Origin of the sequence: Neisseria mucosa, from assembly GCF_003044445.1 — a bacterium.
Classification (GTDB): Bacteria; Pseudomonadota; Gammaproteobacteria; order Burkholderiales; family Neisseriaceae; genus Neisseria; species Neisseria mucosa_A.
On sequence record NZ_POWX01000024.1, the window covers coordinates 1 to 21,645 of the forward strand.

Sequence of the window (21,645 nt, forward strand, 5' to 3'; positions counted from 1 at the left end):
CGCTGTTGGCTGCGTATGTGCAGGTAGTGGAGTACGGCTTGGTATTTGAAGTGTAATGTATATTTGCTCATAAAAAAACTGCACCTTGTGAGTTGGAGGGGATGTCCAACTTTTGGGGTGCAGTTCAAACCAAGATTCAGGTTTCAGACGACCTTTGTCGTTTGAAAGCATCGGTTTTTGATAAAATCCACGGATTGCTCACAACTTATCCACAATTCAAACTTCGCTCTAATTTAATCAAACCAAACCTAATTTGTTGAAAAATATCAATATACAAAAAGGTCGTCTGAAAACTTTCAGACGACCTTTTAAATTGTTCACAAAATTATCAACAAGTCTCTCGCATATTCGGCATCAAACCAGATTCTGCGGATTGCCTGCGACGAAGCGGTTGATGTTGTCCACAAGGATGTCAAACAGGCGGTTGATTGCCTCTTGGCTCGCCCATGCGACGTGCGGGGTAACGATCAGGTTGGGCAGGCGGGTTTTTAGCAAAGGATTGCCGTCGCGCGGCGGCTCTTGTGTCAACACGTCGAAGCCTGCGCCGCCGATTTGTCCGTATTTCAAGGCGGCGATGAGCGCGTGTTCGTCCACCAATCCGCCGCGTCCGCAGTTGATGATGACGGCGCCGGGCTTCATTTGCTGCAATTCGGCTTCGCCTATCATGTTTGCCGTTTGCGGTGTGAGCGGGCAATGCAACGACAACGCGTCGGCGGTGCGGATGGCTTCGTCAAAGGAAACGTAGCCGTCGCGGACGGTTTCGGCGTGTTTGTGTTCGGCGAATACGACCTTCATTTTGAATGCCTGTGCATAAGTTGCCAGCGTCTGCCCGATGTTGCCGCGACCGAAAATTGCCAGCGTTTTGCCGTTCAAATCGCGCATCGGCGCGCCGAAATGGCAGAAAAACGGCGATTTTTCCCATACTCCGGCAGCAACGTCGCGTTGATAGGCGGGCAGGTTGCGCATCAGGGTAATCATCAGCATAAAGGCGTGTTCCGCTACCGATTCGTTGCCGTAGGCGCGGATGTTGCACACGCTGACACCGGCTTGCTTGGCGGCGGCAAGGTCAACGTTGTTGACGCCCGTCGCGGCTAGCGCAATCAGCTTGAGCTGCGGGTTGGCGGCAATGTGTTCGTCGGAAATCACGACTTTGTTGGTAATGATGATGTCCGCGCCCTGTATGCGCTCGGCGGTCTGATGCGCTTCGGTCGAACCATAGCTGCTTAAAGTATGCGGAAAATCAAAGTCAAACGGACGGTCGGCAAGCGTGTCGCGGTCGAGAACGGCAATGCGCAGCGGATTCATTTTTCACCTATCAAAAATAAAATAATGATTTAAATAAACTAATATTGAATAAAATATTCAAAAGATACGGCGCAGTTGAGAATAGTTATAGTGGATTAACAAAAATCAGGACAAGGCGACGAAGCCGCAGACAGTACAGATAGTACGGAACCGATTCACTTGGTGCTTCAGCACCTTAGAGAATCGTTCTCTTTGAGCTAAGACGAGGTAACGCCGTACTGGTTTAAAGTTAATCCACTATATTATCCGAATCATACAGACATCACCATATCAGGAAACCACCATGATTAAAACCATGACTTTTGCCATTTTACATTTCGCCACCGCGTTCGGCGTTGCCTATATTTTGACCGGCAACATCGGCATCTCAAGCGCAGTCGCACTGGTCGAACCGCTTGCCAATACCGTCGTTTTCTATTTCCACGAAAAGGCATGGCGACGCTACGAAAAAAATAAAACCGTAAAACAAGAATGGGCTACGCCGCTGCACCATTGTGGATAAGTCTTGTCCAAAGGTCGTCTGAAAACGGGATAGGATATATTGTTTCTTATTAGTAAATATTATTTCAATAAAATTGATATTTATTAATTAAAATGAAATAAATAAAATGCTTTCCATCGCTTGAACGCCTACACAGTTCATCTTAATACTCAACATCATAAGGAAAGTAATCATGAAAAAAGCACTCTTCGCCTCCCTCATCACCGTTGCCGCCGCCGCATCTTTCGCCGACAGCCGCATTCCTGAATGGAACCATGCCAACGACTCCGGCCCCATTCCGGGCTTAACCAAAGTCGAATATCACGACGCGCACGATATGCGCAAGGATGATGACCGCGTGAAATTCACCGCACCTGCCACAGGCGTGCGCGAAATCACCGACATCGGCTATAACGACACCTATGCCCGCTCATTGCAAAACGGCTCAAATTGATTGACAAGCGGTTGACGATAAGTTGAAAGGTCGTCTGAAACGTATCCACCCGTTTTCAGACGACCTTTTGCTTTATCGGAAACGGCAGCTATGATACCCTTTGGCGCGGAATATCGAAGAGTCGATATTGTTAACTGATTGAAAACGCTATGAAAGGATAAAACATGAGCGGTTTGATTATTGAAGATTTGCAGGAAGGCCACGGCAAAGAGGCTGTGAAAGGCAAGGAAATTACCGTGCATTACACCGGTTGGCTGGAAGACGGCACCAAATTCGACTCCAGCCTCGACCGCCGTCAGCCTCTGACCATTACGCTGGGCGTGGGTCAGGTCATTCAAGGCTGGGACGAAGGTTTCGGCGGCATGAAGGAAGGCGGCAAACGCAAGCTGACCATTCCCGCCGAAATGGGCTACGGCGCACGCGGCGCGGGCGGCGTGATTCCGCCAAACGCGACGTTGGTGTTTGAAGTAGAGCTGTTGAAAGTTTATGAATAATGCCTGACGGCGTTGGGATGGATTTTCTGCTTTGAATCTGCTTTGAATCTGCTTCGAATCTGCTTCGAATCTGCTTCGAATCTGCTTCGAATCTGCTTCGAATCTGCTTTGAATCTGCTTTGAATCTGCTTTGAAAAAGAGCGAAAGGTCGTCTGAAACCTGAATTTTCAGGTTTCAGACGACCTTTCATTGTCCGATTCCGTCTAAAAACAGTAAAATACCCGTTTTAAAAGATTCTGGAGCCATCATGACCGTCAAAACCCGTTTCGCCCCCAGCCCCACCGGCTATCTGCACATCGGCGGCGTGCGCACCGCCTTGTTTTCATGGGCGTTTGCCCGCCATCACAAAGGCGAGTTCCTATTGCGTATCGAAGACACCGACTTGGCGCGTTCTACCGCCGAATCCGTCAACATCATCCTCGACGGCATGAAATGGGTCGGTCTCGATTACGACAACGCCGACAACGTCGTGTACCAAACCCGCCGTTTCGACCGCTATAAAGAAGTCATCGCCGAACTCTTGGAAAAAGGCGCTGCCTACTACTGCTATTGCAGCAAAGAAGAGCTGGAAGCCATGCGCGAGAAAGCCGAAAAAGAAGGCACGGCAACTTACGACCGCCGCTGGCGTCCCGAAGCAGGCAAAACCCTGCCCGAAATCCCTGCCGACGTACAACCCGTCGTCCGCTTCAAAACACCTTTGGACGGCGTTACCCAATGGACAGACTTGGTCAAAGGCGAAATCTCCATTCCCAACGAAGCGCTCGACGACCTGATTATCGCTCGCGCCGACGGCACGCCGACCTACAACTTCTGCGTCGTGGTGGACGACTACGACATGGGCGTTACCCACGTTATCCGCGGCGACGACCATGTGAACAACACCCCGAAACAAATCAACATCTTAAAAGCCATCGGCGCAAACCTGCCCGAATACGGTCATTTGCCCATGATTCTCAACGAACAAGGCAAAAAAATCTCCAAACGCAGCGGCGATACCGTCGCCATCACCGATTTCGGCGCGATGGGCATCCTCCCCGAAGCCATGCTCAACTATCTGGCGCGCTTGGGCTGGGCGCACGGCGACGACGAGTTCTTCACGATGGAACAATTTGTCGAATGGTTTGATTTGAAAGACGTTTCCCCGTCTCCAAGCCGCATGGACTTGAAGAAACTTTACTGGATCAACGGCGAACACATCAAAATCACGTCCAACGAAAAACTCGCCGAACTCATCAAACCCCGCCTCGCCCTGCGCGACATTTACGACACGGCCAAACCCGCGTTGGAAGACGTGTTGGCACTGGTCAAAGACCGCGCCCAAGACTTGAACACCCTCGCCGACGAGTGCCTCTACTTCTACGTCAAACAAACGCCCGCCGAAGCGGACGTGCAGAAACATTGGGACGACGAAGCCGCCGCCCGTATGCTGTGCTTCGCCGAACGCCTCGAAGGGTTGGAAGACTGGAACGCCGAAGCCATCCACGACCTGTTCAAACCTTTCTGCGACGAAGAAGGCATCAAAATGGGCAAACTCGGCATGCCCCTGCGCCTTGCCGTCTGCGGCACGGCGAAAACCCCCAGCGTCGATGCCGTGTTGGCATTAATCGGCAAAGAAGAAGTGTTGAAACGGATTCGTTCTTAAAGCGTTGAAAAGGTCGTCTGAAAATTTTCAGACGACCTTTTTGGTTTTTCCGATACCCTTTGATTTCTTGTGAAATAGACGGCAGGCTGGAACAGAAAACACCTGCTCCGTCATTCCCGTGTAGGCGGGAATCCTGCTCCTTCGTTTGAGGGAATATTTAGAAATCACCATTATTTCAACCTTCCGGACTCCCGACTGCGCGGGTAAATCCCAGAATAGGGACTTGTCGTTTGAAACCCCTATAACAAGCGTTCGGAAGAAGAAAGCCGTTTCGAGCATAAAAAACGTCGTCTGAAACCTAAAACCTGTTTTCAGACGACGTTTGCGTTTATTCAGCCCGAACTTTACTGCGCACCGACCACGACGATATTCAAGTCTTCGGGGCGGACGCGTTTTTGCCAGGCGGCTTTGACGTCGGCGGCGGTCAGTTTGGCGACGGCTTTGGGGTAGGCTTCGAGGTAGTCGTCGGGCAGGTTATAGACGCCGATGAGGTTCAAGTAGCCGAGCAGTTTGGCGTTGGAATCGAAACGCAGGGGGAAGCTGCCTGTGATGTTGGCTTTTGCCTGAGCCATTTCTTCTTCGGTCGGACCTTCAGCGATGAACTGCCTGATGACTTCCTGTGCTGCGGCAAGCGAGGCGCGGGCGGCGGGTTTGCGCGAAGAATAAGCGATGGTGAACATGCCTGCCTGACGTTCCGGAGTAAGGTTGCTGTACACGCCGTAGGTGTCGCCCCTCTGATTGCGCAGGACTTCCATCAGGCGGCTGTCGAATCCGCCGCCGCCGAGGACGTAGTTGCCGGCAACAAGCGCGTAGTAGTCGGGGTCGTTACGGGTAATCAGCGGCATTCCGAGCATGATTTGCGCCTGTTCGCCGGCGAAGGGGATGTCACGGCGTTGTGCAGGATGTTTTTTGACGGGCGGAACATCGGCCGATGCGGCAGCATGGTCAGGCAAGCCGGACAATGCGTCTTGCACGAGGCGGTCGGCACCTTTGCGGTCTATATCGCCGACGATGGCGACGACGGCATTGTTTTTGCCGTAGCGGGTGCGGTAAAACGTGCGGATGTCGTCAAGCGTGATGCCGTTTATGCTTTGTACGGTGGTGTATGCGCCTTTGCCGTAAGGGTGGTCGGGATAGGAGAGGCGCGCCAATGTTCGGGCGGCGGTGAAGTCGGGTTTGGTTTCCTGTTGTTGCAGGAAGGTGGCGGCTTGCGTTTGGTTGCGGCGGAACACAGCTTCGTCGAAACGCGGGCGGGTCAGTGCGCCGTTGAACAGGGAAACGGCTTTTTTGAGTGTGTCCGGACGGCTCAGGCTGCGCAGGGTGGCGGTGGCGGTTTCGTTGTCCGTACCGCTGCCGATTTCAACTGCCAATCCGTTGGTTTGGGCGTTGAAGGTTTCTTCGTCCATTTCTTTTGTGCCGCTGGTCAACAGGGCGGCGGTGAAGGCGGCGGTTTCGCTTTTGCCGTCGGGATCGGACGCGTTGCCTGCGCCTCGGAAGCTGACTGCCATGTCGATAATCGGATTTTCATGCCGCTCGGCCAAGAGGACCTGCACGCCTTGCGGGGTGGTCCAGCGTTGGATGTTGACCGCTGCCTGTACGGACAGGGGCAGGATAAGGGCGAGGAAGGCAGGAGCGTATTTCATTGTTTTTCCTTTCGGACGGTATTCTTCAGGGGCAGTATAGTGCAAGTACGCGGAATGAAACACCCTTTGACGGGAAGGTTACGGCGGTTTGATTGTTTGGCCGCTGAAAATTAAGGGTCGTCTGAAACCTGATTTTCGGTTTCAGACGACCCTTCCATCCTTCGGTCAGATTCGTAATTTATAACCAAAAAAGAAGGGCGCAATCTTGCGCCCTGTCGAGATGATTTTGAACTGGGGTCGTCTGAAATTCAAAACCGGATTTTCAGACGACCTTTTGCTTACTGCAAGACACTCAATTATGCTCCCAATCGACGTGTTCGCTCAAGAAACCGCCGCTTTGGTGCGCCCAGAGTTTGGCGTAGAGGCCTTGTTTCTCGAGCAACTCGGTGTGGCTGCCTTCTTCGATGATGCGGCCTTTGTCCAAGACGATGAGCCTGTCCATCGCGGCGATGGTGGAGAGGCGGTGGGCGATGGCGATGACGGTTTTGCCGTCCATCATTTTGTCGAGGCTTTCTTGGATGGCGGCTTCGACTTCGGAGTCGAGCGCGCTGGTGGCTTCGTCGAGCAGCAGAATCGGCGCGTCTTTGAGCATGACGCGGGCGATGGCGATGCGCTGGCGTTGGCCGCCGGAGAGTTTCACGCCGCGTTCGCCGACGTGCGCGTCATAGCCGCGCCGTCCTTTGGCGTCGGAAAGGTTGGGGATGAAGTCGGCGGCTTCGGCGCGTTCGGCGGCGGAAATCATTTCGGCGTCGGTGGCGTCGGGGCGGCCGTAAACGATGTTGTCGCGCACGGAACGGTGCAGCAGCGAGGTGTCTTGCGTGACCAAACCGATTTGGGCGCGCAGGCTTTCTTGGGTCACGCTGTCCACGTTTTGCCCGTCAATCGAAATCGTGCCGCTTTGCGGTTCGTAGAAGCGCAAAAGCAGGTTGACGATGGTGGATTTGCCTGCGCCGCTGCGTCCGATCAAGCCGACTTTTTCGCCCGGTCGGATGGTGAGGTTGAAGCCGTTGAGCAGCGGTTTGCCGGCTTCGTAGGAGAAATCGACGTGTTCGAACTTGATTTCGCCTTGCGACACTTTCAGCGGCAGGGCGTTCGGCTTGTCGAGGATGGTTTGCGGTTTGGACAGGGTTGCCATGCCGTCGTTGACGGTGCCGATGTTTTCAAACAATCGGGCGGATTCCCACATGATGTATTGCGACAAACCGTTGACGCGCAACGCCATGGCGGTGGCGGTGGCAACCGCGCCGACGCCGACCTGTCCGTGATACCAAAGCCAGATGCCCAGCGCGGTCGTGCCGGCGGTCAGTGAGCTGTTGACGATGAAGCTGCAAGTGTGCAGGAGCGTCGCCAAACGCATTTGGGCGTGTACCGTAACCATAAATTCTTCCATCGACTGCTTGGCATAAGCCGCTTCGCGCGCGCCGTGGGAGAAGAGTTTGACGGTGGTGATGTTGGAATAGGCGTCGGTAATGCGGCCGGTCATCAGCGAGCGCGCATCCGCCTGACGCGAAGCGGTTTTGCCGAGCTTGGGAATCAGGAAGCGCATCACTAAGGCGAAGCCAATCATCCAGCCGATAAAGGGCAGCAGCAGCCAGCCGTCGAGCGCGACCAGAATCACGCCGGAGGTGATGAAATACACCAGCACATACACGACCATGTCGGCAACCGTCATTACTACGTCGCGCAACGCCAGCGCGGTCTGCATGACTTTGGCGGAAACGCGGCCGGCAAATTCGTCCTGATAGAAGCCGAGGCTTTGTCCCAGCATCAGGCGGTGGAAATTCCAGCGCAGGCGCATGGGGAACACGCCTTGCAGGGTTTGCAGGCGCACGTTGGACGCGAGGAAGGTCCAGAGGGCGAAAAACACCATCATCGCCGCCATCGCCGTCAACGCCCAGCCTTTTTCGGCAAACAGGGTGGCGGGCGTGTATTTGCCGAGCCAGTCCACGACTTTGCCCATAAATTGAAACAACAGGGCTTCCATAATGCCGATACCGGCGGTAAATACCGCCAATACGGCAATCCATTTGCGCAAGCCTTCGATGTTGCTCCAGATAAAACGCCACAGCCCTTTTTCAGGCGTTTTCGGGGCGGCTTCGGGGTAAGGGTCGATTCGGGATTCGAACCATGAGAATATTTTTTGAATCATTGTATTGGGTTTAATTGAGAGAGAATGGATTTCAGACGACCTCTACGGTGGGGACAGGTCGTCTGAAAACAAGTATCGGGAGTTAAAGGCATTATTTTACGGGAAAAAACGGCGGGAAGACACCGTAAAGGAGAAGTGAGGACGATAATTCGGCAGATGTTTTGCCGAGAGCAGGTTTGCCAATCTGATTTAGGTTTTGCCGAAACAAAGGTCGTCTGAAAATCCGAATGATGTTTTCAGACGACCTTTGAGTTATCGCGGGTTCACTATTATGGCTGTTATCGGGTATGGCTGCTTTCAATGCCGGTTTTGATTTCGCCATAGACTTGCGAGCTGCCGCCTGTTCCCGTTGCAGCAGTACAGGCGGCAAGGAAGAAGAGGGCGGTGAGGCTGAGGACGGTTTTCATGGGGTTCCTTTCTCGGAAGGGAAAGAGGTCGTCTGAAACCGTATTTGGTTTTCAGACGACCTTTTGGGTTATTTAGGATCGCAGCGGAAATGGTATGCGCAGATTTCGAAGCCGTTTTTGAAATACAGACGGTGCGCATCGACGCGGTCGTGATTGACGTGGACGTTGAGGTGGATTTTAGTCACGCCTGTTTCCGCGCCGATTTTGCGGACTTCTGCCAACAGGCGGGAGGCGTAGCCTTTGCGGCGGCTTTGCGGCAGGGTAACGATGTCGTCGATGTGGATATGGCGGCCGCTGGCGAGGTTGCAGGATTCGCGGAAGCCGCAGACAGCGACGGCGTTGTGTTTGCCTTCTTCGAAAATACCCAAGAGGCGATAGCCGGCGGGGCGTTGGACGGTGTTGATTTGTTCGGTGAATTTGCTGATGTCGGTCAATGAAGAACGCAGGACGCTGAGGGCGGCGAAGGCGGCGGATGTGTCTTCGGGCGGGATTTCGCGCAAAACGTAGTCGGCAGCGACGGCTTGGACCGGCGCTTTTTCGGCGGCGTGTTTTTCTTCGATGGCTTGCGCCAGCGGGACGCGTTCGGCAGGTTCTCCTTGCGCTTTGGCTTCCTGTTCTTTCAAAAGCTCTTTGCAGTCGATGATGCGCAAGTCGTTGTCGGCGGCAAAGTCCATCAGGAAACGGAACATCTGCGGATTGTCTTCTTCGAGTTTCTTATCGACGGCGACGCAGCGGACGTTGTCCACCAGAATGGGGCGCACCCAGTTGGAGTAGGACAGCCGGTTGTCTTTGGTGAATGAGGACAATATGCCGCACAGGCGTTCTGCCCAGTCGCTGGGACGGAAAATCTTGCCTTTGTTGGTTGTGCCGTGAATCACGACTTCGTAGGGGTTGCAGACTAACATGGCGGTTTCCTGTGTAGAGTTTGAAATTCGGGCGGACACATGAAAAGAGGATATTCAAATTGCCGCTGTTCCTTTTGCGGGAAGGACGGCGCGGGTCATTCCTGTTTGAATGTACGGTCAGATAGTGGGCGGGATAAACTGCTTTGTGTCCGTTTTTGATTGATTTCACTATAAGAATGTTCATGATTATACCGCACAGTCCGGGCTTCGTGGCAGTGGGGCGGATGTATAGTGGATTAACTTTAAACCAGTACGGCGTTGCCTCGCCTTAGCTCAAAGAGAACGATTCTCTAAGGTGCTGAAGCACCAGCGGCTTCGTCGCCTTGTCCTGATTTAAAGTTAATCCACTATATGCCGCTTTTGAGGTCGTCTGAAACTGAAAGAAGCCGGTTTCGCTGAAATAAATAAAGCGGTGCTTGTCCGAACCTTTTTCAGATGACCCGTTTGCCGCAGCGTTGTTTTCTCCGTCCTGCCAACTTGCTTGCATTGATACCGCTTATTTATCGGCTCTCATTCCTGCCCCGCGCAGGCGTAGGCGGGAGGGGCGGTTGAGGGCTGGTGTCGTTCAAAAGCAAAGCGAATCAGTTAAAAATAAAAAAGGCGCATCATGCGCCCTTTTTGTCTTTGATACGTCGTCTGAAACCCGACGAAGGACAAACCGTCAATCTTCTTCCCCTTCCGGCAAACCCTTATCCTGCAAAGCAGACTCTTGGGCGGTTTCCGCCAAATCGCGTTGCAGGCGTTTGGTGGTTTTCACGCCCAGCGCACGCAGTTTTTCGGCGCGGCTGACCAAATTGCCCTTGCCCTGCGAGAGCTGCTTGAAGGCTTGTTGGAACTGGTTTTGCGCTTGGTCGATGTTTTTGCCGACGCCCTCAAGCGTTTGGACGAAGCCGGTGAATTTGTCGTAAAGTCTGCCGCCTTCAGCCGCGATGGCGAGGGCGTTTTGGTTTTGCTGTTCGTTGCGCCAGATGTGGGCGACAGTGCGCAGGGTGGCGAGCAGCGTACTCGGACCGACCGGCATGATGCGCTTGTCGAAACATTCTTGGAACAGGGCGGCATCGTGTTGCAGGGCGAGCAGGTAGGCGGGTTCGACGGGGATGAACATAAACACGAAGTCCAGCGTGCGCACGCCTTCGAGGTCGGTATAGTCTTTTTGCGACAGGCTGCGGATGTGGGCGCGGATGCTGGCGACGTGGGCGGCGAGTTCGCGCTCGGCGGTTTCGGCGTCGGCGGCTTGGGTGTAGCGGACGTAGGCAGTCAGCGAGACTTTGGAGTCGATGACGATTTGTTTGCCTTCGGGCAGGTTGACGAGGACGTCGGGCTGGAGGCGGCGCGCGCCGTCTTCTTCTTGGCGGACGGCGGCGGCTTGGACGGTGTATTCGCGCCCTTTTTGCAGGCCGGAATGTTCCAAAACGCTTTCCAAAATCATCTCGCCCCAGTTGCCTTGGGTTTTGTTTTGCGTGCCGGTGAGCGCGTCGGTGAGGGCTTTGGCGTCGCTGTGCAGTTGGGTGTTGAGGGTTTGCAGGCGTTTGAGTTCGTTTTCGAGGGTCAGCCGTTCGCGCGCTTCTTTTTCATAGGTTTGCTGAACCAGCTCGCTGAAGCCGTGGATGCGTTCGTTGAGCGGGGTCAGCAGTTGGCTGAGGTGGTCGCGGTTTTGCTCGGTGAAGCGGCGGCTTTTCTCTTCCAAAATGGTGTTGGCGAGGTTTTGGAACTGGTCGCCCAAGCTTTGGCGGGCTTCGGCAAGGAGCTTGAGCTTTTCGTCGGCGGCGAGGCGTTCCTGTTCGAGCTGGATGTGGAGGCGTTCGTTGCGGACGTGCAGGTTGTGCGCGTTTTCCTGAAGCTCGGCATAATCTTGTTTCAGACGACCTGCTTCCTGTTCGCGCTCTTGAAGATAGCCGATTTGGTGTTCGGCGGCGGCAAAGCGGTTGCCCAATTCCTGCAACTCGCCCTGCAAATCTTGGACATGATAGCGCGCGTCGGCAAGCTCGGATGCGGTTTGCGCCTGATTTTGTTCGGCAAATTCAAGATGCTGGCGGCACTCGGCAAGCGATTGCATCAGGGCAAACTGCTGCGTCTGCGCCTTGTTGCGGGCGAGCAGCCAAGTGATGAGCGCGCCGGACAAAAAGGAAAGCGCGGCGGTCAGGAGGAGCGGGGCATTCATAGGTCGTCTGAAAACGGAAAAAGCAAAAACGGCAATATAGCATGTTTGCAGGGCAAGCTCGCTGCGCGCTTGAGTAGGATAGGGCGGAATGGCTGATAAACCGATGCCGGGCAGCGGGTTGCAGAACGCAGAACGAAGCAGTCGAACTGAATCAATTTGATTGAGGCGTGAACAGAAGCACCGAAACAGACAGCCTTTTCAGACGACCCTGCCAACCCATAAACACAAACAGGTCGTCTGAAAACCTAAAAACAAGCTTTACACGCTTCGCTGCGCCCAAACAGAGCTTTGACCGCCGACAGCTTGGAAAACCGCCCTCTTTGGGCAAAGCGAAATAAGCCGCAGCGCCGGATGAGAGATTTGCTGAGCAATTTCAGAAGAAAACAGCGGATTCCGGTTTGTCGGGCAGGGATTTTGGTTTCAGACGACCTGTTTTTGCCAAAAATAGATAGGTTATTTAAAAAATGGCAATGGCGATTATAGTCTGAGGCTAAAAACCCAAAATCCAAGCAGAAAAGTGTTGTTTTTTATCTAATTGAAAAATAAAAGGAAAAGTAAAAATCTGTCTAAAATGATGTAATTTGGCAACAAAAAATCCGAGAGCATCTATTCTAAAATAAACAATTTGTAATCGGCTTGTAACTAAGACATCGGTGTCATTCCGCAAGACATCGGTGTCATTTTCAAAACTAAAAATAATTTATCAAAATAATTACAATAAGCCATTTTTACCGCGTATTTCTTTACTAAAAAACTGTATAATTTATCAATTAAGGCGGTATCATGACTCCTGTCGATACGGCAGACACGCCGACGGCGAATACAGATGTTGTTAAATAACATTTGATAAGTATGAGAAAGGATTATCCGAAATGAAAAATTTATTGACCTTAGCCGCAGCTTCTTTAATCGGTATGGCAGGCGTTCCCGCTTCAGCCGCTATGGTTGCCCGCAATATCGAAACCGCTGCAAAAAAATAATTTGAAAACAAACGAAATATTTTAAACGCTTCCCAAACCCCACAAACAACCCTTCCCGCCCAAGGCGGAGCGGCTTTCGGCTTTCAACCGATTCCGGCATCAGATGCCGACACAAGCGCGAACCGCAGACCGCCGGATTCGGCGAAGGGAACAAAAGAAAGAGAGATTACCATGAAAAACTTAATCAAATTGGCAGCTGCCTCCCTGATTGGCATGTCCGGTCTGACCGCCAGCGCGACGACCGTCGCCAAAAACATCGCCGAAGCCGGCAAATAATAAGCCGACCCGACGATAACATCCGCAACACAAACACAAGAAAGAGACTCAAAATGAAAGAATTGATCAAACTCGCCGCCGCATCCCTGATCGGTATGTCCGGTCTGGCCGCCGGCGCAACCCACATCGCCGACAATATGCGTACTGCGATTAAAAAATAAGCTCGGGCTGTTTTAAACCTCTAAGCTCTTGGAAGTCAAAGCAAAGGTCGTCTGAAAATTTTCAGACGACCTTTTTTGATTTGTCCGACGGGTCAAACGACGGCGGGACACAAAACATCATCTCGATGGTTCAAACCAAACGATTTGTTCTTTATCGATATGTATCGACACGGTATCACCGGCGGGTAAGTGTTCGGCGGGTAACAGGGTGGTCAGCTCGCCGTATTCGGGGTGGGCGAAAGTCAGGCGCAGGCTGTCGGGCAAGGGGGTAAGGGACAGGATGCGGCAGGGTGTACCTTGCGGGTTGGGGCGGATGGCGTGCGTAGGGATGTGGCGCGTATCGTCGGTGTTGGGCAGTCCGAGCAGGCGGGCGGCTTGGGCGTTGGCAGGGCGGCGGAAGAGTTCTGCGGGCGTGCCGTATTGGAGGATGCGCCCTTCGTGCATGAGGGCGATATGGTCTGCCAGCGCGGCGGCTTCTTCGGGGGAATGGGTTACGAGGACGGCGGGGATGTTTTGACGGCGGATGCTCTCGTCGGTCAGGCGGTAGAGGTTGTGGCGCAGGTGGGTATCGAGGCTGGAGAAGGCTTCGTCCAAGAGCAGCAGCGACGGTTTGATAATCAGGGCGCGGGCGAGGGCGAGGCGTTGCTGTTCGCCGCCGGAGAGGCTGCCGGGTTTGCGGCGGGCTTCGTTTTCCAAACCGATGTCGCGCAGCGCCTGCATGGTTTGCGCTTCGATTTCGGCTTTGGGCAGGCGGCGCATTTTGAGTCCGAAACCGACGTTTTCTTGGGCGGTCAGGTGCGGGAACAGGGCGTAGTCTTGAAACATCAGCGAGACGTTGCGCTTTTCGGGCGGGACGGCGGTGATATTTTGCCCGTCCAGCCAAACTTCGCCGCTGTCGGGCTTGACAATGCCGGCGATGATTTTGAGCAGAGTGGATTTGCCGCAGCCGGAGCGTCCGAGGACGGCGAGGGTTTCGCCGGCGGAGACGGTCAGGCTGATGCGGTCGGCGACGGTTTTGCTGTCGAAGCGTTTGCAGATGTCGGTAAGTCGGAGCATGGGTTTCAGACGACCTTTTGGGGAATCGGGGAAGGAAAACGGCGGGGCGTTGGCGGGTTGGTTTATCGGCTCATTTTTCGGCGCTCAGCGGCAAAGGCTGTCCAGCCAAAGGCTTAGCGGGTGCTGCCTGTCGAGCGCGCCGTAGCGTTTGAGGGCTTCGAGGGTAACGAGCTGGGCATCGTGCATCATGGTTTGGGACAACATGGTTTCGACAAGTTGCGAAACGTTCATCAATTCAAACCCTGCGACTTCGCCGTCTTGGTTTTCGGGGCGGACGGATTCGGGCAGGACGATGTCGAAGATGTGCAGGATTTCGTTGTGGATGCCGCGCGAGACGGGACGCAGGCTGTGGATTCGGGCGGCGGGTCGGAGTGTAGCGAGGGCGGGCGGCATCAGTCCGGCTTCTTCTTCGCTTTCGCGGCAGACGGCTTCAAACGGGGTTTCGCCGCTGGCAATGCCGCCGCCGACGAGGTTGTCGAGTTTGTTGGGATCGACGGCTTTGTGCGGGCTGCGGCGGCCTATCCAAAAATGCCAGCCGTCATCGGTTTGCACCAGTCCGTTGAGGTGGACGGCTTGGCTCATGAGTCCGAACGGGCGGAAGGCGGCGCGTTCCAACACAAAAAGCACCTTGCCCGCGTCGTCGCACACGTCAAACTTTTCGTCGCGCCAGCCGTGCAGCAGTCCGAGGCTTTTCCATTCGTGCGCCAAGTGCTGCAAACTGTCGCCCATCGCCAGCCAGTTGTCCGTTTGCAGGTAGAGGTCGTCTGAAACTTCAGAAAGCCCTTCCTGCCAGTCTTGTTTGATCCGTTCGCGCCAAAACGGATTCAGACGACCCAAAGCCAGCCCGTTCAGATGGAGCGTGTTCCAGTCGTCCGACGCGCCGTAACTTGCCCGCGCCCAATCGTAGAGCGCGTCGTGGGTGCGGCGGTCGATTGTTTCGGAAAAACAAGGGTACGAAGACATGGCTGTTCCTCAATCCAATCATAAACATAAAGCGGATTGTATCTGCTTCGTTTCAATTTGCAACCAACTCTATCCACAATCAGGCGGCACACGCTGCAAAGCCAAACCGCCCGAAAACCGCTATAATCGTCTCATTTTGTCGGAGGTACAACACCATGAGCGAATTGAGCGAAATTCTCGCCTATAACCAAAATTTTGTCGAATCGGGCGAATACGAAAAATATTTCACTGACAAATATCCCGGCCGCGAACTGGCCATCCTGTCCTGCATGGACGCACGCATCATCGAGCTGCTGCCCAACGCGCTCGGACTGAAAAACGGCGACGCCAAGCTTATCAAAAACGCCGGCGCGCTCGTTACCCATCCTTGGGGTTCCGTCATGCGCAGCCTTTTGGTCGCCGTGTTCGAACTCAAAGTCAAAGAAATCATGGTCATTGCCCACTACGACTGCGGTATGAAGGGGCTGAACGCCGCAGGTTTCCTCGAAAAAGTACACGAGAGCAACATCCCCGACGACCGCATCGAAACCCTGCGCAATGCAGGCATCAACCTCGACAACTGGCTGACCGGTTTTGACAACGTAGAAGACAGCGTCCGCCACACCGTCGAAGTCATCCGCAAGCACCCGCTCATGCCCGCCGACATCGCCGTCCACGGACTCGTCATCCATCCGACCACCGGCAAACTCACCCTGGTCGTTGACGGCAGCCCCGAAGCAGAAAGCCTTTCAGACGACCCCGCCAACCCATAAACCCGACAGGTCGTCTGAAACCCAAACAGAGCGCACACCCCACACCCAAGGACACCCATGAAAAACATCGGACTTTTCGGCGGCACCTTCGACCCCATCCACAACGGCCACCTCCACATCGCCCGCGCCTTCGCCGACGAAATCGGACTCGACACCGTCGTCTTCCTGCCCGCAGGCGACCCCTACCACAAAGACCCGTCCCGCGCCTCCGCCCAAGACCGCCTCATCATGACCGAACTCGCCATCGCCGACGACCCCCGCTTCGCCGCCAGCGACTGCGACATCGTCCGCGACGGCGCGACCTACACCTTCGACACCGTCCAAATCTTCCGCCAGCAATTCCCCGCCGCCCAACTTTGGTGGCTCATGGGCAGCGACAGCCTCATGAAACTGCACACTTGGAAAAAATGGCAGACCCTCGTGCGCCAAACCCACATCGCCGTCGCCATGCGCCAAGGCGACAACCTCAACCAAACCCCGCGCGAACTCCACGCCTGGCTGGGCGAAGCCCTCCAAAACGGCAGCGTCCGCATCCTCAACGCCCCCCTGCACAACACCTCTTCCACCCAAATCCGCCAAACCCTCCAAAGCGGCAGACTTTCAGACGACCTCCCGCCCCAAGTCGCCCGCTACATCCGCGAACACAAACTGTACCAAAGCGGAAAATAGCGTAAATTCATACAGATAAGTTATAATACCATCCAAACCCCATTTCATTCCCACCATTAGGAAAACAATGAACGAACAAGAACTGCAAGACCTGCAAAAAATGGTCGAAACCGCCGTCGAAGCCCTCGAAGACATCAAAGCCAAAGACATCTCCGTCCTCGAAACCCAAGAAAAAACCTCACTGTTCGCCCGCATGATCATCGCCAGCGGCGACAGCACCCGCCAAGTCAAAGCCCTCGCCAACAACGTCGCCGTCAGCCTCAAAGAAGCCGGCTTCGAAATCCTCAGCACCGAAGGCGACAGCGGCGAATGGACGCTTGTTGACGCAGGCGACCTCGTCGTCCACGTCATGCTGCCCGCCGTCCGCGACTTCTACGACATCGACACCCTCTGGGGCGGCGAAAAACCCAGCTTCCACGCCGGCGCGCAAAAACCCTGGCACGCCGCCGACTAAGCAGCCATCCCAAGCCGTCTGTGCATACAGACGGCTTTATTGCGCACACCGAATCCTATCTTTGCCCAAACCGAAGTTTTCAGACGACCCCTTGACCGAACAATAACAATATCGGCTTAAGGAATCCCGTTTCACCATCATTCAAACCAAAAGGTCGTCTGAAAACTTTCAGACGACCCCATCCAACCAAGGAAACCCATGAACATCACCATCCTCGCCGTCGGCACCAAAATGCCCCGCTGGGTGGACGAAGCCGTCGGCGAATACGCCAAACGCTTCGGACGCGACGTCGCCTACACCCTCAAAGAAATCAAACCCGAAAAACGCGGCGCAGGCGTCAACGCCGCACAAGGCATGGCGGCGGAAGAAAAACGCATCCTCGAAGCCATCCCGCAAGGCGCGTTCCTCATCGTCCTCGACGAACGTGGCAAAGCCCCGACCTCCGTCGAGCTGGCGGAACACCTCAAAAGCTGGCAGCAAAACGGCGAACACGTCTGCTTCGTCATCGGCGGTGCCGACGGCATGACCGACCGCCTCAAACAACAAGCCCGCATGATGATGCGCCTCTCCAGTCTCACCCTCCCGCACGGCATGGTGCGCGTCCTTCTGACCGAACAGCTCTACCGCGCCGTCTCCATCCTCCACAACCATCCCTACCACCGCGAATAGCAAAACGTCCCCGTAGGCAGGCTTCGTATATTTATTAAAGAAAAGTAATCATCTGAAATCATGGGATTTTTTTATTATAAACAATTTAATCAAGAAAATTCTTGACACCTTTCCGGAATGAAAGTATAGTTCTACCTTCTGACGCGGGATGGAGCAGCATGGTAGCTCGTCGGGCTCATAACCCGAAGGTCGTAGGTTCGAATCCTGCTCCCGCAACCAATTTTAAAAACCCTCGGTTTTCCGAGGGTTTTTTGTTGTCTGCCGTCTATATAGTGGATTAAATTTAAATCAGGACAAGGCGACGAAGCCGCAGACAGTACAAATAGTACGGAACCGATTCACTTGGTGCTCCAGCACCTTAGAGAATCGTTCTCTTTGAGCTAAGGCGAGGCAACGCCGTACTGGTTTAAATTTAATCCACTATACATGAAAGTGGCAAATCGGCATGAGAAAATATCCGGAAGTCTAATGAATACCGGCAAAACCGCAAACAGTATGTTTTTGTATTTGAGAGATAAATAGATTCAAATAGAAACAGGATATTTCCTCCCACCGCCATTCCCCCTCCATCGGAATGGTTTCTTAAGAAGGGTCAACAACATGGGGGATGGAGAGTTTGCGTATCCTGTCTTGTGTAGCGTGAAACGGCGGATGGTTGGCGGGATGATTTCACTTTACCGTCTAAAATACCAAAGGTCGTCTGAAACTTTCAGACGACCTTTCCATCTTTTTCCTCAATGAGCCGGAAGGGATTAACGTTTTTTCTTGGCGTTTTTCTTTTCGGCGGCGGCAAGGCGCATGGCGACGAATTCGACCATCAACTCTTTTTTCGTCCAGAAGAAGTTTTTCATTTTTTCCAGAGAATAGATTTTGCGCACCATCATGGGCAGGCCGGCATGGATGATGGCGGCGACTTCGCCGTTGCGGGTTTCGTCCGCCATGGCGGTTTTGAGGTCGGTATTGTTGGCGGCGAGGTAGTCGCCGATTTGTTTTTGAACGCTGGCGCTGATTTCAAATTGCTTAATCATGTTTTCTTTCCGTTTTGTGTTTGTCCCGCGGGGAATGGGCATATTAGTTTAATTACATATGCATTTTAACAAAATTTAATCTTATTGCATATAAACAGTATGGAATTATGATGTGATTTACCATTTTTCGGGCGTAAAACAGACAGTCGTTGACATAAAGAAAACAGCCGCTTCGGTTTGGCGGGTAAAATATGCGTTTTCGAGCATGAGGTCGTCTGAAAATGTATTTGTGGTTTAAGCTCTTGCATGTGTTTTTTGTGATTTCGTGGTTTGCCGGTCTGTTTTACCTGCCGCGTATTTTTGTGAATCTGGCGCAGGTCGAAGCGGCGGAGCAGCCGGTGGAATATGAGCGGCTCTCGGCGATGTCGCGGCGGCTGTATAAGTTTATGTCGCCGTTGGGCTTCGGGACGCTGGTGTTCGGTATTTTGATTCCGTTTGTTACGGGCTGGTGGGGGCAGGGCTGGCTGCATGTGAAGCTGTTGATGGGCCTGCTGCTTTTGGCTTATCAATTTTATTGCGGCGCGCTGCTTCGGGCCTTTGAGGAAAAGCGCAATACGCATTCGCACAAGTGGTACAGGGTGTTTAACGAAGTGCCTGTATTGATGATGGTCGTCGCTTTGTATATGGTGGTGTTCAAGCCGTTTTAAGGTGTGTGCGAAACCTGCAAAACCTGTTTTCAGACGACCTTCTTTTATATTGGAATCAAACAGATGACTATTGAAATCGAACGCCGCTTCCTGTTGAAAAACGATGACTGGAAGCGCGAAGCCTCTGCGCCGCAGGTGTTGCAACAGGGCTATTTGAGTGTGGAAAAAGAGCGCACTATCCGCGTGCGCATTATTGACGACAAGGCTTGGCTGACTTTGAAAGGCTATATTTCGGATGTCAGCCGCAGCGAGTTTGAATACGAAATTCCTTTGGTGCACGCGCAGCAGATGATGGAGACGATGTGTCCGTTTAAGATGGAAAAACACCGTTATCGGGTGGAATTTAAGGGCTTTGTGTTTGAAATCGACGAGTATTTCGGCGACAACGCGCCTTTGGTGGTGGCGGAACTTGAGCTGCCTGCGGAAGATACGCCGTTTGAAAAACCGGACTGGCTGGGCGCGGAGATTACGTCGGAAGGAAAATTTACCAATGCGTATTTGAGCAAACATCCTTATTCGACTTGGTAGGCGGGTTCGGGATTTGATCGGCGGATTCGCGGGCGAAGCCCACGCTACGGCTGGCTTAATTTAATGCGCTATATCGGCTTGTTTGGTAATCAAAAGGTCGTCTGAAAACGTGTTTTCAGACGACCTTTTGACTTTTTAGCCTATTTTAAGGCTGGTAGCTGGGTTTCATGCCGTTGGGCAGGAGTTGCCAGACGTAGCCTGTGGTTTTCATTTTGCCGGCAACTTCGCCTGCTTCGTCGCCGTAGCCCCAGAAGTAGTCCACGCGAACGGCGCCTTTAATCGCGCTGCCTGTGTCTTGTGCCATGATCAGGCGGTTGAGGGCTTTTTTGGTGGTCGGATGGGCGGTGGCGACAAACAGCGGTGCGCCTAAGGTGATGTAGTGGCGGTCGATGGCGCCCGCGTATTCACCCAAGAGCGGTGTACCCAATGCGCCGACCGGACCGGCTTCACTGCTGCCGGTCAGTTCGCGGAAGAAGACGTAGCTGGGGTTTTGTCCCAAGACTTCGGCGAGGCGGCCGGGGTTTTGCTTCATGTAGGCTTTGATGCCCTGCATGCTGGTTTGTGCGAGGGGGAGGTAGCCTTTGTCTGCCATGTAGCGTCCGATGGAGACGTAGGGGTGTTCGTTTTTATCGGCGAATCCGACGCGGATGTATTTGCCGGATGGGGTTTTCAGACGACCTGAACCTTGGATGTGCATGAAGAAGAGTTCGACGGGGTCTTCTGCGTAACCGAGGATGGGGGCTTTGCCGTTGAGCGCGCCGCCGTTGATTTGGTTGCGCGTGTAATAAGGAACGAAGCGGCTGCCTTCAAATCTGCCTTTGAGGGCGGTGCTGCGGGCGGTAATGGGGAATTGGGACAGGTCGGCGGTGTGTGTGCCGCTGTTGTCGATGACGCCGCTGTTGGCACCGGTTTGGCGGATGCGGACGGTGGCTTTGCTGCTTCTCAAATTGGCGGACAGGGGGACGGAAACGAAGTCGTTGGGGATGCCGTAGATGGGGAAGCGAGCCTTGCTTGTGGCTTTGTCATCGCCGAGCAGGACGGGTTCGTAGTAGCCGGTGATGGTGCCGGCGGGGTTGCCGTTGTTGCTGACTTGCCAAGGGGTGAAATAGCGTTCGAAGAAATGCTTGGCTTGGAGATGGTGGACGGGCGTCTGCATGGCTTGGGCGCACACGTCTTGCCAGCCTGCGCGGTTTTTGAGTTTTTCGCAGCCTAAGCGGAAGGATTGGAGGCTTTTGGTGAAGTGTTGGGTGTTCCAGTGCGGCAGTTCTTGGTGGGACACGACGGTGTAGGTCGCGCCGCCGCCGCTGACGGTGGTACCGACGGGGTCGGGCGTACCGGTCGGTCGGTCGGGGCCTTTGACGGTGGTGGTGTCGACTTCGGGGAGTTTTTTGATGCGTTTGCTCGGGCAGGCGGAGAGGACGGCTGCGGTGATGGTCAGGAGTGTGATGCGGTATAGGTGTTTTTTCATAATGCTGTCTTAAAGGTCGTCTGAAATCGGGTGGATGGGAACGTGGTTTGCAGACGGGATATTGGTCCGTTTATTCAAGAGCTTGGGATTCTAACACAGTTTTTCCGCCTGCTTTGGCTCAAGGCGTGAGGTCGTCTGAAAGCGGATGGGGCGGGTTTTCAGACGACTTTGTGTGTTGTGGCGGATATTGTTTAAGGGCGGGAATATATTTTGACTGCCGTATCGGCTGTTGGGAGACAGGCTGGAAAAGTACGTTTGTCCAATACTTTCGTCATTTCCTTGTTAACATTCGTAACTGTGTTTATTACTTAAAAATAAAAATTATTTGCATTTGTTTCATTATCGGTTTATAA

At 53.7% G+C, this 21,645-nt stretch carries 21 protein-coding genes, 1 tRNA gene and 1 pseudogene; 11 read left to right on the plus strand and 12 right to left on the minus strand.

The features are described from left to right. Positions 1-128 (minus strand): annotated as a pseudogene (locus DBY90_RS13580) (helix-turn-helix domain-containing protein); the annotation flags it as partial. A gap of 226 nt (positions 129-354) precedes the next feature. Further along, a complete protein-coding gene (locus DBY90_RS11165) occupies positions 355-1,305 on the minus strand; it encodes a D-2-hydroxyacid dehydrogenase (RefSeq protein WP_070492874.1) in 951 nt (316 codons plus the stop codon). A 283-nt stretch (positions 1,306-1,588) separates the two neighbouring features. On the opposite strand from DBY90_RS11165, the gene DBY90_RS11170 reads away from it, so the two are divergent. The 4 genes from DBY90_RS11170 to gltX all read left to right on the plus strand — a co-directional run bounded on the left by DBY90_RS11170 (position 1,589) and on the right by gltX (position 4,376). Then, positions 1,589-1,807: a DUF2061 domain-containing protein gene (locus DBY90_RS11170; RefSeq protein WP_070492876.1), complete on the plus strand. Its 219-nt coding sequence runs from the start codon at positions 1,589-1,591 to the stop codon at positions 1,805-1,807. A 172-nt stretch (positions 1,808-1,979) separates the two neighbouring features. Next, the gene (locus tag DBY90_RS11175; protein ID WP_070492878.1) at positions 1,980-2,240 is read left to right on the plus strand and encodes a hypothetical protein; all 261 of its coding nucleotides are present in this window, start codon (positions 1,980-1,982) and stop codon (positions 2,238-2,240) included. A gap of 164 nt (positions 2,241-2,404) precedes the next feature. Further along, on the plus strand, positions 2,405-2,734 hold the full coding sequence (locus DBY90_RS11185; RefSeq protein WP_003743612.1) for an FKBP-type peptidyl-prolyl cis-trans isomerase: 330 nt from the start codon (positions 2,405-2,407) through the stop codon (positions 2,732-2,734). A 247-nt stretch (positions 2,735-2,981) separates the two neighbouring features. Continuing rightward, positions 2,982-4,376: a glutamate--tRNA ligase gene (gene gltX / locus DBY90_RS11190; RefSeq protein ID WP_070492879.1), complete on the plus strand. Its 1,395-nt coding sequence runs from the start codon at positions 2,982-2,984 to the stop codon at positions 4,374-4,376. Between the two features lie 344 nt (positions 4,377-4,720). On the opposite strand, the gene DBY90_RS11200 is transcribed toward gltX, so the two are convergent. The 8 genes from DBY90_RS11200 to DBY90_RS11240 all read right to left on the minus strand — a co-directional run bounded on the left by DBY90_RS11200 (position 4,721) and on the right by DBY90_RS11240 (position 15,077). Then, positions 4,721-6,019, minus strand: a complete 1,299-nt coding sequence (locus DBY90_RS11200; RefSeq protein ID WP_107987244.1) for a M16 family metallopeptidase — start codon at positions 6,017-6,019, stop codon at positions 4,721-4,723. 292 nt (positions 6,020-6,311) lie between these two features. Next, complete coding sequence (locus DBY90_RS11205; RefSeq protein WP_107987246.1) at positions 6,312-8,168, minus strand: ABC transporter ATP-binding protein; 1,857 nt, start codon at positions 8,166-8,168, stop codon at positions 6,312-6,314. A gap of 278 nt (positions 8,169-8,446) precedes the next feature. Continuing rightward, positions 8,447-8,575, minus strand: coding sequence for a hypothetical protein (locus tag DBY90_RS13510; protein ID WP_267894299.1), 129 nt, complete (start codon positions 8,573-8,575; stop codon positions 8,447-8,449). 68 nt (positions 8,576-8,643) lie between these two features. Continuing rightward, positions 8,644-9,480, minus strand: coding sequence for a GNAT family N-acetyltransferase (locus tag DBY90_RS11215; RefSeq protein WP_107987248.1), 837 nt, complete (start codon positions 9,478-9,480; stop codon positions 8,644-8,646). Between the two features lie 268 nt (positions 9,481-9,748). Further along, complete coding sequence (locus DBY90_RS11220; protein ID WP_107825860.1) at positions 9,749-9,967, minus strand: hypothetical protein; 219 nt, start codon at positions 9,965-9,967, stop codon at positions 9,749-9,751. A gap of 174 nt (positions 9,968-10,141) precedes the next feature. Continuing rightward, positions 10,142-11,641: a DNA recombination protein RmuC gene (locus DBY90_RS11225; protein WP_107987250.1), complete on the minus strand. Its 1,500-nt coding sequence runs from the start codon at positions 11,639-11,641 to the stop codon at positions 10,142-10,144. Positions 11,642-13,175: 1,534 nt separating this feature from the next. Then, positions 13,176-14,114 (minus strand): ABC transporter ATP-binding protein, encoded by a 939-nt coding sequence (locus DBY90_RS11235; RefSeq protein ID WP_107987252.1) that lies wholly within the window; start codon positions 14,112-14,114, stop codon positions 13,176-13,178. An 84-nt stretch (positions 14,115-14,198) separates the two neighbouring features. Further along, entirely contained in the window at positions 14,199-15,077 is an 879-nt protein-coding gene (locus tag DBY90_RS11240; RefSeq protein ID WP_107987254.1) for an NUDIX hydrolase, read from the minus strand. Positions 15,078-15,232: 155 nt separating this feature from the next. On the opposite strand from DBY90_RS11240, the gene DBY90_RS11245 reads away from it, so the two are divergent. The 5 genes from DBY90_RS11245 to DBY90_RS11265 all read left to right on the plus strand — a co-directional run bounded on the left by DBY90_RS11245 (position 15,233) and on the right by DBY90_RS11265 (position 17,840). Then, positions 15,233-15,829: a beta-class carbonic anhydrase gene (locus DBY90_RS11245; RefSeq protein WP_070493073.1), complete on the plus strand. Its 597-nt coding sequence runs from the start codon at positions 15,233-15,235 to the stop codon at positions 15,827-15,829. A gap of 57 nt (positions 15,830-15,886) precedes the next feature. Beyond that, positions 15,887-16,498 (plus strand): nicotinate-nucleotide adenylyltransferase, encoded by a 612-nt coding sequence (gene nadD, locus DBY90_RS11250; RefSeq protein WP_070493070.1) that lies wholly within the window; start codon positions 15,887-15,889, stop codon positions 16,496-16,498. 67 nt (positions 16,499-16,565) lie between these two features. Next, entirely contained in the window at positions 16,566-16,952 is a 387-nt protein-coding gene (gene rsfS, locus DBY90_RS11255; protein WP_039410466.1) for a ribosome silencing factor, read from the plus strand. Between the two features lie 198 nt (positions 16,953-17,150). Then, complete coding sequence (gene rlmH, locus DBY90_RS11260; protein WP_107987256.1) at positions 17,151-17,621, plus strand: 23S rRNA (pseudouridine(1915)-N(3))-methyltransferase RlmH; 471 nt, start codon at positions 17,151-17,153, stop codon at positions 17,619-17,621. 142 nt (positions 17,622-17,763) lie between these two features. Continuing rightward, positions 17,764-17,840 (plus strand) — tRNA-Met (locus tag DBY90_RS11265). A 533-nt stretch (positions 17,841-18,373) separates the two neighbouring features. Here DBY90_RS11265 and DBY90_RS11275 read toward each other — a convergent pair. After that, a complete protein-coding gene (locus DBY90_RS11275) occupies positions 18,374-18,649 on the minus strand; it encodes a hypothetical protein (protein WP_070492716.1) in 276 nt (91 codons plus the stop codon). Positions 18,650-18,870: 221 nt separating this feature from the next. Between DBY90_RS11275 and DBY90_RS11280 the strand changes: the two genes are divergently transcribed. Together DBY90_RS11280 and DBY90_RS11285 are read left to right on the plus strand one after the other, a co-directional pair. Beyond that, entirely contained in the window at positions 18,871-19,296 is a 426-nt protein-coding gene (locus DBY90_RS11280; RefSeq protein WP_070492715.1) for a CopD family protein, read from the plus strand. A gap of 63 nt (positions 19,297-19,359) precedes the next feature. Beyond that, entirely contained in the window at positions 19,360-19,824 is a 465-nt protein-coding gene (locus tag DBY90_RS11285) for a CYTH domain-containing protein (RefSeq protein ID WP_070492714.1), read from the plus strand. A gap of 145 nt (positions 19,825-19,969) precedes the next feature. Here the strand turns inward: DBY90_RS11285 and mltA are convergent, their stop codons facing one another. Next, positions 19,970-21,292 carry a murein transglycosylase A gene (mltA, locus tag DBY90_RS11290; RefSeq protein WP_070492713.1) on the minus strand — a complete coding sequence of 441 codons (1,323 nt, stop codon included), beginning with the start codon at positions 21,290-21,292 and terminating at the stop codon, positions 19,970-19,972. Positions 21,293-21,645 lie beyond the last annotated feature (353 nt).

What these genes read in the sequence shown, in the direction of transcription:
- DBY90_RS11165 (WP_070492874.1), bottom strand. Translation starts at nt 1,305, where the DNA reads ATGAATCCGCTGCGCATTGCCGTTCTCGACCGCGACACGCTTGCCGAC.
- DBY90_RS11170 (WP_070492876.1), top strand. Translation starts at nt 1,589, where the DNA reads ATGATTAAAACCATGACTTTTGCCATTTTACATTTCGCCACCGCGTTC.
- DBY90_RS11175 (WP_070492878.1), top strand. Translation starts at nt 1,980, where the DNA reads ATGAAAAAAGCACTCTTCGCCTCCCTCATCACCGTTGCCGCCGCCGCA.
- DBY90_RS11185 (WP_003743612.1), top strand. Translation starts at nt 2,405, where the DNA reads ATGAGCGGTTTGATTATTGAAGATTTGCAGGAAGGCCACGGCAAAGAG.
- gltX (WP_070492879.1), top strand. Translation starts at nt 2,982, where the DNA reads ATGACCGTCAAAACCCGTTTCGCCCCCAGCCCCACCGGCTATCTGCAC.
- DBY90_RS11200 (WP_107987244.1), bottom strand. Translation starts at nt 6,019, where the DNA reads ATGAAATACGCTCCTGCCTTCCTCGCCCTTATCCTGCCCCTGTCCGTA.
- DBY90_RS11205 (WP_107987246.1), bottom strand. Translation starts at nt 8,168, where the DNA reads ATGATTCAAAAAATATTCTCATGGTTCGAATCCCGAATCGACCCTTAC.
- DBY90_RS13510 (WP_267894299.1), bottom strand. Translation starts at nt 8,575, where the DNA reads ATGAAAACCGTCCTCAGCCTCACCGCCCTCTTCTTCCTTGCCGCCTGT.
- DBY90_RS11215 (WP_107987248.1), bottom strand. Translation starts at nt 9,480, where the DNA reads ATGTTAGTCTGCAACCCCTACGAAGTCGTGATTCACGGCACAACCAAC.
- DBY90_RS11220 (WP_107825860.1), bottom strand. Translation starts at nt 9,967, where the DNA reads ATGCAAGCAAGTTGGCAGGACGGAGAAAACAACGCTGCGGCAAACGGG.
- DBY90_RS11225 (WP_107987250.1), bottom strand. Translation starts at nt 11,641, where the DNA reads ATGAATGCCCCGCTCCTCCTGACCGCCGCGCTTTCCTTTTTGTCCGGC.
- DBY90_RS11235 (WP_107987252.1), bottom strand. Translation starts at nt 14,114, where the DNA reads ATGCTCCGACTTACCGACATCTGCAAACGCTTCGACAGCAAAACCGTC.
- DBY90_RS11240 (WP_107987254.1), bottom strand. Translation starts at nt 15,077, where the DNA reads ATGTCTTCGTACCCTTGTTTTTCCGAAACAATCGACCGCCGCACCCAC.
- DBY90_RS11245 (WP_070493073.1), top strand. Translation starts at nt 15,233, where the DNA reads ATGAGCGAATTGAGCGAAATTCTCGCCTATAACCAAAATTTTGTCGAA.
- nadD (WP_070493070.1), top strand. Translation starts at nt 15,887, where the DNA reads ATGAAAAACATCGGACTTTTCGGCGGCACCTTCGACCCCATCCACAAC.
- rsfS (WP_039410466.1), top strand. Translation starts at nt 16,566, where the DNA reads ATGAACGAACAAGAACTGCAAGACCTGCAAAAAATGGTCGAAACCGCC.
- rlmH (WP_107987256.1), top strand. Translation starts at nt 17,151, where the DNA reads ATGAACATCACCATCCTCGCCGTCGGCACCAAAATGCCCCGCTGGGTG.
- DBY90_RS11275 (WP_070492716.1), bottom strand. Translation starts at nt 18,649, where the DNA reads ATGATTAAGCAATTTGAAATCAGCGCCAGCGTTCAAAAACAAATCGGC.
- DBY90_RS11280 (WP_070492715.1), top strand. Translation starts at nt 18,871, where the DNA reads ATGTATTTGTGGTTTAAGCTCTTGCATGTGTTTTTTGTGATTTCGTGG.
- DBY90_RS11285 (WP_070492714.1), top strand. Translation starts at nt 19,360, where the DNA reads ATGACTATTGAAATCGAACGCCGCTTCCTGTTGAAAAACGATGACTGG.
- mltA (WP_070492713.1), bottom strand. Translation starts at nt 21,292, where the DNA reads ATGAAAAAACACCTATACCGCATCACACTCCTGACCATCACCGCAGCC.